Below are 12,260 nucleotides of genomic sequence, written 5' to 3'. Positions count from 1 at the left end.
TTCTTTTAGTCTAGTTAGTTAAGTATTCATTTTTTGGTCTATCGGTTCTTCAAATCATAGGCACTATTGTTTGTTAGGTTTTTTAATGGTTATTGTTTTTCCTTCTTTTTCATAACTAAAATGGGTATGGGCCTGAATGGTTTTAAGGACCCTGTCCATATCTTCCACATCAAACATCCCCGTAAATCTTCGCCCTTCCAGTTCTTCATGTCGATTTTCAATCCGTATGTTATAATGACGCTCCAACTTTTTAATGATGCTGGACATGGCCTCGTTCTCAAAGGTCAAAATACCCTTGGTCCATGATACATATGAAGAGACATCCACATCTTCCACAATAAAACCACTCTCCATATCCAATAGTTTTGATGCCTTTTGGGAAGGTTTGAGTAATTGCTGGGTTCGGGAAACGTCTATGTCACCGACACCAACGGAACCTTCGACCAAGACCACTTCTGTGACCTCATCCTCAGCATAAGCGGTTACATTGAACACCGTGCCATAAACTTGGGTGTATACCTTATCGGTATTGACGATGAATGGTTGTTCCGGGTTTTTGGCCACTTCAAAGAACGCTTCACCCTTTAGATATACCTCTCTTTTGTCCTTCCCCGAAAAACTGGAAGGATAACTCAAGGTCGAACCTGAATTTAACATGACCACCGTACCATCCTGAAGGGTAACGGATAGCCTTTTCCCATAAGGAATCCTCAGAATATTATCTTTTTCAATCATTTTACCATTGGTATTGTTTTCTTGGGTGAGCACTCCCTCAACCAATGAGACCACAGTATTTCCTTTCTTACTCTTAAGGGTTACGTTGGAATTTGGGTCAAGGTTCAATACTTCCCCATTCCCCAACTGTAAGGTTACCAAATTCGGGTCCATTTGTGGCTCCAGAACCTCTTGTGGTGTACTAAATAGTAATGCATACAAGGATGTGGAAACAACTACCACTATAGCCGCCGCATATTTCCAAACAGGGTTGCGCACCCATAATGGCCTTACCTTTTTGGAATCACCTTCTTTGATGGTCTCCATGAAATTCTTGAAGGCATCCTCGGACTTCCATGATCTATCCTGATAATTGATCAGGAAATCTGCCTGCACATATTTTTTGAACACTTCTTGGTTGTTTCCTTTTTTTACCCACTCATATAACATTGCCAGTTCTTCTTGAGTGGCTTCTTGGTTGATATACCTTGTGATAGTTCTTCTGATATCGAACTTGGTCATTGGTTAAAATTTATTTCCTTTACAAAACAGACGCAGGTTTTCAAAAAAACCCTTATCTAAATTTATTTTTTTAACGCAAAAATTATGGATTCCGCTATTTTACAGCAAAAAACTTGAGAGAGGGAGGTTATAAAAAGGAACCTGTGGACAGGTCTTAGAAAAAAATAGTCAACTGTGCCCTAAGCCTTTTCAGTGCTTTGCCCATATGCACTTCAACGGTTTTAATGGATATTTGGAGTTTCTCAGAGATCTCTTGGTACTTCAGTCCTTCCTTTTTACTCATTAAAAAGACTCTCTTACACTGTTCGGGAAGATTCTCTATTTCGGTCTCCACTTTTTTTAGGCGTTCTTCAAAAAGAGAAGTATCGGTATCCGCAATTTCCAAGTAGGCTTCTTGTTTGAGACTTTCCAAAAGCTCAAACTCTTTTTTCCTTTTTCTTTTCGAGTCTATAAAGAGATGGTAGGCTATTTTAAAAATATATTGCTTTAGCTTGTTTTCTTGCACAGCCAACTGCTCCCTATTGTCCCATAGTTTAATAAAAGTCTGTTGGGCAATATTCTCGGCCACCCTTATACTTCCAGAAACCACGGTCATATAATTGCACAGTTCTTTATGATATATCGTGAAAAGATATCCATATGCCTCTTGGCAGCCATGTTTCAGCTGCTCAACAAGAAAATGTTCATCACTGTAGTTTTTTTGGTCCATTTTTTTCGTCTTACTCTTTCAGTGCAAAAAGACCAGCAATACCCCAATGGTATTGACAACACCTATCTCGCACACTTAACGTAATAGTAATTCAGGCAAAGTGACATGAACTACCTCTATCTCAAACGAAAAAGTGCCATTACAAGAGAATCTCCCCTATACGATCCTGGGGCTATTCTTAAAAAGAGGAAAGCTATACCCGCCCCCTTATTTCAATTCTTTGATTTGAAGTAACCAATAGAATAAATACCAAAAAACATTAACAAATTATAAAAAAAACTTTAAATGATTAGTTTTTTTATAAAAATATGCGATAAGAGTTTTGGTATCCCGATTCTCCACTTCCCCGACTGACCATACAAAACCAATATTCTCGTCGTCCCAAACCATCTCCATTTCCTTTATTTGGTCCTATGAACTTTCCGTAATCAACTTTGCTATACAGGGTACTGGTAAGAAATATAATGACTATGGGAAAGTACAGAAAGTCTCGTGGATACAGACCCGTCCTTGCCCTAGCTGAAACCCTTCAGGCGCTATAGGATATAGGTGCTTCATACCATGGTCATCAATATTGCTGGCAAGAACACTACCCAAAACAATTTTCCATTTTGTATCAGAAAAGCTGTATTGGCCCAAAGAGCCACCATTGTAAATGGTTGGGCTGCTCTAGGCAAAGTCACGATTGCCATATCAACATTCCATTTTTTTGGTATGGAGAATATTCCTAGATTAAATGGAGATAATTGTTGAATACAAAGGTAGGGGTGGAATGTATTGATGAATATTTGGAGGAAGGGTGTAACTCTATACTTGAACTTTTAAAAGGCTATTTAGACAACTAAATTCAAATCCTATGAAGACAACCCATTTGAAATAACGTCTGTGCATCATTGAACCATTACAGTGTTTCGTTGCCTATTCAATGGTTTAAACAGGGATAAACCACAGTGATGCTAAGTAAGCTAAGTTCCCATAGGCTCAAAGTAAACCGGGCATAGTATATCTTATAATTCCATCAAACTTCCATTCAATGGATAAATTTATCAAAAATGGGTCTTACCACGGCAAAAATGACATGCGCTCTTTGTCGGACACTTTCAACATTTATTTCGAACCTCCACATATACCGTATCACTCATATCCATTGAACAGATATGAGAATATAATCCCATGGGCGTTTCCCATTGAGGTATTCTGGATTCCAATGTTGTGATAGTATATTACCTTCAAGTGTTTGAGAAGATAGATTCCTCCCATTAGGTTTATCGAAGAGCTGCTCCGATATCCAGTCCCTAGCTCGAACCTATGTTTGAAATTTACCATCACATTAAGGTCCAGCTGCATCGGCGCCCCTTTCTCATACTTGAACAAAGCGCTCGGACTGATCATGAATTCTTCAAACCTGTTGTTATAGAACCTGTACCCCAAATATCCATAGAATGGGCTTGACAGATCCAAATCGTCCCGATTGGACAGTTTATCACCTACAAGGTTCGGTGCCGATGCCCCAACGTAAAAATTAGCGCGATTATATAGAAATCCCGCCCCTACAGTGGGTACCGTCGCATTGACATTGGATGAGAACTCGGGATCGGTTGGAATCCCCAGTTCCACTAGGGCTTCATTAAACTGTTGTACACCGGCCGTAATTCCAAAGGAAAGAACGTTGGCATCATATAGTTGCCAATAAGGACGATCACTTTTATGATCAAAGAAAACCTTATAGGAGTAGGCAAAAAAAGCCTGTGTGGAATTGGCCACCCCAATTTGGTCCCTCAATAAAACACCCCCGATACCCATCTTACCTTTGGCAAGGGGAGTATGGAAGCTCAGGGCCAAGGTTTTGGGGCTTCCATCAATGGGATTGACATAGCCATAATTGCTCAGACTGACCTCAGCACCAAATCCCATACCGGCGTAAGCAGAATTGACCAAAAAAGGATTGTTGTTGTATTCCGGGAACAGTACCGTTTGCTGGCCCCATCCAAAATGTATCGTCATGACCATTATAATGGCCGCCCCATATATGCCTTTGCTTTCCATCCTATCGCTTTATAACCAAAAATCCCCTCATGCTTCCAGACACCTCCAGATTTCCCAATTCGATTTGAAAGAAATAGGTACCCTCTGGTAAGGTTCCGGCCCCGATACCCGATAATCTATTGGCCTCACCACCGAACACCTTGTCCCTGTTATTGTAACCGTCAACCTGAAAAACCATATCCCCCCACCTATTGTAAATTGAGACCACATTATCCGGATAGTTTTCAATCCCCCGAATGTTCCAAAAATCATTGTTGCCGTCACCATTGGGCGAAAGCCCATATCTAGATTTAAAAAGTGTACTACCCATTGTGGTAAAGCTTATTTCCTGACACCCCATTGCCCTACCGGTGTCATTGTAGGGTACTATGCCCACATGATAGGTTGACTGTTCTTCAAGCCGTTCGGAAACCTGATAGGATGTACCCTCTACCTGTACGTTGTCCACTATTTCCGTACCGCCCGGACTCGTCCCAATGGACAGATAATAACCCTCTGCCGTATCAACGTTGACCCAACTGATCAAGGGATTCAAACCCATATCCATACTTTCATGGCTTGGACTAAGAATGTCCGTACATTCAGGAACAATTGTGGAGATCTCGGTCCTAAAACTTATTTCAGTACACCCTAATGCTTGACCAACACTATTCACGGGAACTACCGTTGCAAAATAGTCTGTCCCCTCTTCCAAAACCTCTGGAAGGCCATAGTTCGTCCCTGTCACCTGAACATGGTCCACTACGTCCGTTCCACCTGAACTTGTCCCAACATTTACCAGATAGTAATCCGCATTGACAACTTCGGCCCAACTTATATCTGTTGAGACACCCACATTTATGGATTCGTCCATGGGCGATATAATTGGGGTACAATCAGGTATTGTTGACCAAACTCCTGTGGTGAAAATAACTTCCCAACAGTTCTCTGCCGGCCCAAATACATTTCTGGGGATAACATTCAGATAGTATGTGGTTTCTTCACTGAGCGAAATGGAATCTGTAAACGATGTACCCGTCACGACCGAATCAAAAATGTCATTTCCCCCGGATAAGGAACCAATGGTGACCAAATAATCATCGGCATTGTCTATGGCTCCCCAAGTGATATGAATATCATTTCCATTCTGCTCCACAGTGACCGTTGTACAGTCAGGAACCGTTGCCGGGACCTCGGTCCTAAAACTGATTTCAGTACACCCTGATGCTTGACCCATGCTGTTCACGGGAACCACCGTTGCAAAATAGTCTGTCCCTTCTTCCAAATCCTGTGTAAGGTCATAGTTCGTCCCTGTCACCTGAACACGGTCCGTTATGTCCGTTCCACCGGAACTTGTCCCAACGCTTACCAAATAATAATCTGCATTGTCAACTTCGGTCCAACTTATATCTGTTGACACACTTACATTGGTGGATCCATGTACAGGCAATGTAATTGTACTACAGTTAGGTTCCTGGGCCAAAGTCTCGGTGGTAAAACTTTCCACTGAACAATCTACTGCGCTGCCTTGAACATTGTACGGTAGGACCTGGACATATATGTCCTCCCCTTCCGGAAAGTCCACAAGCGGATCATAGGTACCCACATTCCCCACATCGGTCAACGAAAGTAATTCATCTCCATTTGGGGTGGTACCTATTCGTAAGCGATAGCCTATGGCATCTGCGACAGCTGTCCAGTTCAGGTCGCTTGTAACAGGGACATCCGTTGCCCCCTCCAAAGGGTTTGATAAGAGGGTACAGGTAGGCACGGTTACGGACGATACGGTAGTAAAAGTGAACTCATTACAGCCTGTCGCATTGCCCATTGTGTTGTATGGGATCACCCTGACGTAATAGGTGGTATCCAAATCAAAATCAGAGATTGGATTATAAACCGTGCCACTTAACTGTTGGTTGTCCACAATTTCACTTCCCCCAGATGTGGTCCCAATGGATATACGATAGCCAATGGCTAGGTTTACTGCATTCCAAGAAACATTACTGTCCAAAGGAACATCCATCGCATTGTTGATTGGCGATAAGGTCGAAACACAATTGGGCACTGTCAGTGTGGAAGCGGACTGTCGCTCATAGGCCCCTAAATCCATTCTTGCCCCAAACACCCTCGGATTACCATCCAAATCCATTGCCGATCCGGCAGGGATCGTGGATACCGCATTGAACAGGGCATTATTGCCATAATCTATCCCTGGACTCATCGCACCCAGCCGAAAATTGCCACCGGAAAAATTCTGGAAAGCTGGGTCGATACCCAATAGGTTATTCCCCACAAAGGTGTTCTCCTGGAACATGTTCCTTCTAAAATCCTTGGTGCTCTCATCGTTGGCATTTGAATTCTTATCCACATCCGCCCAGAGCACCATACCGGAAATGCTCCCCGGGGCATTGTCATAAAAAATGGAATTGTATATGTTCGTTTCGTAGGTCGTAAAGCTATTTGACGCAGACCTTGGATGAACAATGGCCGTATTGCTATTGGACACGAAGGTGGAATTGGCAACCTCCAGAACACTTCTACTATAAATGGCACCGCCCAGCAAGGTCGTGGTATTGCCATTGAACAGTGCATTGGAAACCGACAACCTCCCACCATTGTATACCGCACCGCCATTGTCCTGTGAAGTATTTTGGGCGAACATGGAGTTTGAGATGGTTGAACCGTCGGTATTTATGCACATAGCCCCCCCAAGGCCCCTGGCCGAATTATTCAAAAAACTGGAATTGGATACATGGACATCATCAAAGTTCACATAGATGGCCCCTCCACGCTGATCTGAAAAATTGCCCTCGAAGTGACAATTCACTATCTGGGCGTTTTCTCCCCAAGCGTAAATGGCCCCACCACTATAATGGGAGGTGTTGTTGACGAACCTACAATTTTCAACCCTGTTGTTGGAACCAAATCTTATATGCATGGCACCACCGCCAATGTTCCCATAATCATGGTCATTTTGAAGGACACTATTATTCTCGAAAAGACTGTTCTCTATAACTATATTATCAACGTTCCAAAGATAAATGGCCCCCGACCCTATCCTATTTTCAGAGGTATTGTCCCTAAAAATGCAATTGTTGATCCTTGTGCCGTGGCCAGCAATATACATTGCTCCTCCACTGATAACATCGGCCGCATCCACCCCCCCTGGTCTTGAATACCCATTTACAAAGGAAATACCGTCGAACAAGGTGTTTTGAGAACTGAACCGAGTTTGGACCATCACTACGGCGTTTTGACCATTGATGATGCTGGGGAACGCATTGGGGTTTCTTTGGCTCCCTGTTCCCGAATACCCTCCGAATATCCGTAGTGTGGTATTGATCAGTATGGTCTCCGTAAGAGGATAGGTTCCTTGTCGCAACCAAATCTCACTGTTGGCCGGGGTACTGATCACGGCATCCTGCAAAGTAGAGGCATTGGCCCATGAGGTACCGCTTCCATTTCCATTTCCATTGGGTGAGACATAAATCTGCGTCCATAAGACCTGTGTCGATAGAAAAAGAAATATGGCCAACACCCAAATTCTTGACAAGGACAAGGGGTTGGCCGTTATAGATAATGGAAGTGCTAAATCTTGATTTCGCAGAGGGCATGATTTTCTGCTTGACATCATATTGGGGAGACTTGAAGATTGGTGTCCCAAAAGAACTCAAATTCAACATAAGAGCGGTTCCACCCAATGGAATGGTACTTGTTTTTCTATAACTAATTGATTATCAGAGTCGGTTTTGCTTTCTATATTCCATTGGGGTAACGCCCACTTGGGCCTTAAATACCCTATAAAAGGTGGTCTTACTTTGAAAACCCGACTCAAATGCTATGGCGAGCATCTTAACATTATTATTTTTTGGATCTTTCAGAAGTGCCTGGGCATGAATCACCCTATAATAATTGATGAACCCATAAAAGTTTTTCTCGAATCCAAAATGGAGCACCTCAGACAAGTGGTGGCTGCTCATGGAAGCTTTTCTGGCGAAATCCCCCAACATCAAATTGGTGTCCAAATAGGGTTTATCCTCTTCCATGAGTTCCAAAACTTTCTCTTTATATCTTGCCCTATCGCTCTCAGACAATGAAGAGTTCCGGTACTTCTCTTGCTGCATGATGAACTCTTCATTCTCAACATCCCCAAAAGGAACAGCGATATCCTTAGACCTTTCACTTTCAAGTTTGATGTCCCTCTTTATCCTTATGTAGGTCCAGGACAAGGCTCCAAAAAGGATTATGGAAAGCAAGACCATCCATATCATCTTATTTTGGTAGACATTGAACATGTCCATTAGTTCTTCCTGCTCGGAAATTGTTCTTTGCTTATCATTTATTTCAGCTCGAAGATCACTTTCAACGGCCGCCTTTTCATTGTCCAATGAGTTGATTTTGGCATTCGCGTACAAGCGTTCCATTTTGACCATTTCCCCACTATTTCCAATACTCTTGTAAACTTCAATCAAATTCTCATAGCATACGATCTGTATTTCGTTTATGTTTTGGTCTTCGGCAATCTGAAGTGCCTGGTCCAAATAGATCTTGGCATTGGTAAAATCCCTTAGTTTTAGATACGCGGTTCCCAAATTGATCAAGATCCAGGCCCTAGTCTTGGTCGGTCTCTTGAAAGCTTCATAACCAAAGGCCTGTTTTGCCACATGAACAGCCTTTTCATAATCCCCCAATTTGTAATGGGAATTGCTAATATGGTTTATGCCTGTCAATACAATATTCTCGTTTTTCATTTGGTTTCCCAACTCCTTTACCTTTTCTGCATACACCAGGGCCTCTTCCTCCTTCCCCAAATACGAATGACTCTTTGAAAGACCATTTAAGGCGGCTACGCGCATGAGGTCGGGTTTTTCGGTTCTGTCCGCTTGTTCGAGCACCTGTTCCATTGTGGCAATGGCTTTGTCGTGCAAGTCCACATTACTGTAGGTGTTGGCCAAATTGACCAACACCAGTGTCTGGTGGTGCACATCCCCTGGAATGGTTTTACAAACCTCAAGAGCTTTTTGATAAAGTGATATGGCCCTTTGGTAATCTCCCTGTATGTTATCACCAATGGCCTGATTGACCAAGGCCTTGACCTGCATGATGCCCAAACCCCTTTCCTGTGCATAAACAAACAAGGAATCACTGTACTGCCTGTGAAGGTGATAATCCCCTTTGCGATAGGCTTCCTGTAAAAGTTCAAGATAAGTCTTGGCCTTTTGTTCCATTCTCACTTCATCCTCAGTTTGGGAAACGGCCTGAGGAGCCCATAGAATGGAAACAAAAATGATTAAATATAGTGTGAAACGTCTAAACAATACACTCTGCTCTAGTGTACAAAAATATAAGGTTTACATTTCGTTTCATAAATTCTTAGAAAGTAATCGTTTATCTAAAAGATTTCAATCCTTTGAGTTCACTTCCCTACTTGAATATATTTGATTTGAAATCTCTGCTAAAAATTTCAATTGGATGCTTTTTATTCCCGTTCCATCCTTTCGACCCACTTAAGGAATTAACCTTCGTGACTGTCGGAGCGTCCATAGACTTCACACAAGCTTAGGAAATATGAGTGCTCAATCACCTCTATGACAGAGGTATGCTCTGTTTTGTAATCTACACCTTTTCAAGCAAAAGAAACTTAAATATAGTACCTGCCAAAACGCTCCCGATTATTGGTCCGTTTTGAAAACATGTTATAGTCCAATACCTAGCACATTGATTCCCTAGAAAGCCATTGTCCTTGGTAAAATTCAGGTAAACGATTCCAAAAATTAAAGCAGGAATATTTTCAAAGAAATCTTTGGTTCAGTAGAACAACATATACAGGTACTTTCTCCAAGATGATCATTTAAGTGGCTTATTGTTGACTTTTCCATGCTTATCCAAGTAATACCCAATCACACCTCCAACCAAAGCAAATACAATTATGCTCAAAAACATATTGAAAACAACATCCCAACCGTTGCCAACATATCTGTCATACTCATCCACCATGGCAATGAAATTTCTCAGATAATTAAGCACACCACCGTTGCCCCCATAATTTTGAATGATGCCGGATTGAAAATAATAACTCAACGGAATTCCCAACAACGCACCCAATAATCCAAAGGTCACCATCTTGCCCATTCTTTTGTTAAAGACAAGATAAAGTCCCAAATAAGCAATTAGTCCTAAAGGAATGAAAAGAAGGGTCAAGACAATCAATGCCACCCTTATTCCGACTGTGGGAATTTTTAATGCATTGCTAACCGTGCTACAAACTCCCAAAATTGATTTTTCGGGACGGGTAAAAAATCCTGTAATGTTTTCTGAATCCATACTGATATTTTGGGCTGATAGTGGTTCAAAACTAAGAGAACCTCCCTTTGCCCAAAACTGGTATTGATCCCATGCCCGTATATTTTTATTTTGTGCCGGGGGTCAGCTATTTTTTGCCAAATTGTGTACTTTCATAATCCCATGGCATTGGCCTAAAAAATGGCTTTTATGAAATGTATCCTGTGCATGTTTGCCTTTGTCGCCATTGTTCAGAATTCCTCTGCGCAACAGCTTCAGAAAGAGCTGGATTCCCTTACCCAATTGTTGAAAACCCAAAACGGGAAGGATACGACAACCGTTGATTTAAGAAACCTTTATGTAAAACAAGCCCTTTTTGCCAATCCATCTGATACCACGTTGCTCGACTTTGTCAAAGGGACTCTGAGGGTATCGCAGCAAATCGGATATGATAAAGGAACCATGCAGGCCTATGAGCGTATGGCCCTTATTTACCAATATTCACTTTCCAATCCTTATAAGGCCCAAGAATTCTACCATGAAGCCCTCTCCCTGATCGAGAGGAACAAAAGTTTACAATCCTTTGGGTGGAGCATTTATGGGGGAATAGGGACCTTATATTATGAGCAGGAGGAATACAGCAAGGCCCTTCGTTATTTCAAACAGGTATTGAAACACGATACGTCCCTCGAACTTACCGCCACCGCGAACATAGCCAATATATATGGTTCGCAGGAGCAGTCCGATTCGGCAATATATTTTTACAACAGGGCTTTGCGTTTGGAGCAGGTCAAGACGAACCCTACATACAAGGCCAACCTATACAGTAACCTATCACTGATCTATGGCCGGAATGGCCAAGTGGATTCCGCGCTCATTTGCGCAGAGAAAAGTATAACCCTAATCGAGACATATGGGATCGAATTTGTAAGGCCCACGGCTTATGCCAATGCGTCCATGGCCTATCTGGCAAACCATGATTATGTCAAGGCCGAGAAGTATGCCCATCTTGCATTGGAACTCAGCGATGCCCAAGGAAACCTATTTCTACAGAAATCGGCTTGGGGATCACTAGCGGATATTTATGCTGCCAAAGGGGATTTTGCACAAGCCCTAGAGGCCCATAAAAGGTTTTCCGTACTGAAGGACAGCCTTAATGGACAGAACAGGAGGGTAGAAATCAACAAAAAGGAACTTGAATTCAATTTTGAGAAAGAAAGGTCAACGACAAAAATGGAGATTGAAAGACAGACCACTCTAAAAAGAGCCTACCTTTTTGGTGGAGGAAGTCTCCTATTGGCCTCAGTTTTTGGATTCTTGTTGTACAAAAGGCATAGAGATGCATTCGAACAAAAAAAAGAGGCCGATTTCAGGGCCATGGTCTCTGAAACTGAACTTAAGGCATTAAGGGCCCAAATGAATCCCCACTTTATATTCAATTCATTGAACTCTATAGGGGATTACATTTTGAAGAACGACACCTACACCGCAATGGAGTATCTTACCAAGTTCGCCAAATTGATGCGAACCGTTCTTGAGAACTCAGAATTCAAGGAAATACCATTGGATGAGGACTTAAAGTTCCTTGACTTATATCTTCAGGTCGAAATCAAAAGACAGCCAGGGAAATTTGATTATGCCGTAAAGATAGAGGAAGGTCTAGATATCCAAAACATACTGGTGCCCCCTTTGCTATTACAGCCATTTATTGAAAACAGTATTTGGCATGGTTTTACACCAAAAAGTACCCATGGTCGAATTTTAATCGATATCAGTAGAAAGGAAAACATGCTGGTGTGTATGGTTGATGACAATGGATCGGGGGGATGGGCAGATGGAGGAATGCCCATGGAAAAGAAATCGTTTGGGATTGCCATTACGGAAAGTAGGCTGGAAGTTCTGAATAGACAAAAGAACACCAATGGCAAGCTAAAAATTATCGATAAAGGCCAAGATAAGGGGACCCAAGTTGAAATAAGCCTTCCCCTTGAGCTGTTATATTAAATAG

7 protein-coding genes are annotated in these 12,260 nt (G+C 42.2%); 1 reads left to right on the top strand and 6 read right to left on the bottom strand.

Annotated features, from left to right (window positions below; all coding sequences use genetic code 11):
- Positions 1–63 precede the first annotated feature (63 nt).
- The 6 genes from F8C76_RS02175 to F8C76_RS02150 all read right to left on the bottom strand — a co-directional run bounded on the left by F8C76_RS02175 (position 64) and on the right by F8C76_RS02150 (position 10,294).
- Positions 64–1,236, bottom strand: coding sequence for a FecR family protein (locus tag F8C76_RS02175; RefSeq protein ID WP_152130269.1), 1,173 nt, complete (start codon positions 1,234–1,236; stop codon positions 64–66).
- Positions 1,237–1,390: 154 nt separating this feature from the next.
- Positions 1,391–1,945 (bottom strand): RNA polymerase sigma factor, encoded by a 555-nt coding sequence (locus tag F8C76_RS02170; protein WP_152130268.1) that lies wholly within the window; start codon positions 1,943–1,945, stop codon positions 1,391–1,393.
- 1,134 nt (positions 1,946–3,079) lie between these two features.
- Entirely contained in the window at positions 3,080–3,991 is a 912-nt protein-coding gene (locus tag F8C76_RS02165; protein WP_152130267.1) for a PorP/SprF family type IX secretion system membrane protein, read from the bottom strand.
- Position 3,992: 1 nt separating this feature from the next.
- The gene (locus tag F8C76_RS02160) at positions 3,993–7,523 is read right to left on the bottom strand and encodes a T9SS type B sorting domain-containing protein (protein ID WP_170283950.1); all 3,531 of its coding nucleotides are present in this window, start codon (positions 7,521–7,523) and stop codon (positions 3,993–3,995) included.
- Between the two features lie 184 nt (positions 7,524–7,707).
- Positions 7,708–9,198 (bottom strand): AraC family transcriptional regulator, encoded by a 1,491-nt coding sequence (locus F8C76_RS02155; protein WP_249042381.1) that lies wholly within the window; start codon positions 9,196–9,198, stop codon positions 7,708–7,710.
- Positions 9,199–9,817: 619 nt separating this feature from the next.
- Positions 9,818–10,294 carry a PspC domain-containing protein gene (locus F8C76_RS02150; RefSeq protein WP_152130264.1) on the bottom strand — a complete coding sequence of 159 codons (477 nt, stop codon included), beginning with the start codon at positions 10,292–10,294 and terminating at the stop codon, positions 9,818–9,820.
- Between the two features lie 168 nt (positions 10,295–10,462).
- Between F8C76_RS02150 and F8C76_RS02145 the strand changes: the two genes are divergently transcribed.
- Positions 10,463–12,256 carry a tetratricopeptide repeat-containing sensor histidine kinase gene (locus F8C76_RS02145; protein WP_170283949.1) on the top strand — a complete coding sequence of 598 codons (1,794 nt, stop codon included), beginning with the start codon at positions 10,463–10,465 and terminating at the stop codon, positions 12,254–12,256.
- Positions 12,257–12,260 lie beyond the last annotated feature (4 nt).

Origin of the sequence: Flagellimonas olearia (genome assembly GCF_009184425.1) — a bacterium.
Lineage (GTDB): Bacteria > Bacteroidota > Bacteroidia > Flavobacteriales > Flavobacteriaceae > Flagellimonas > Flagellimonas olearia.
This window is presented reverse-complemented; position numbering and strand designations above follow the sequence as displayed.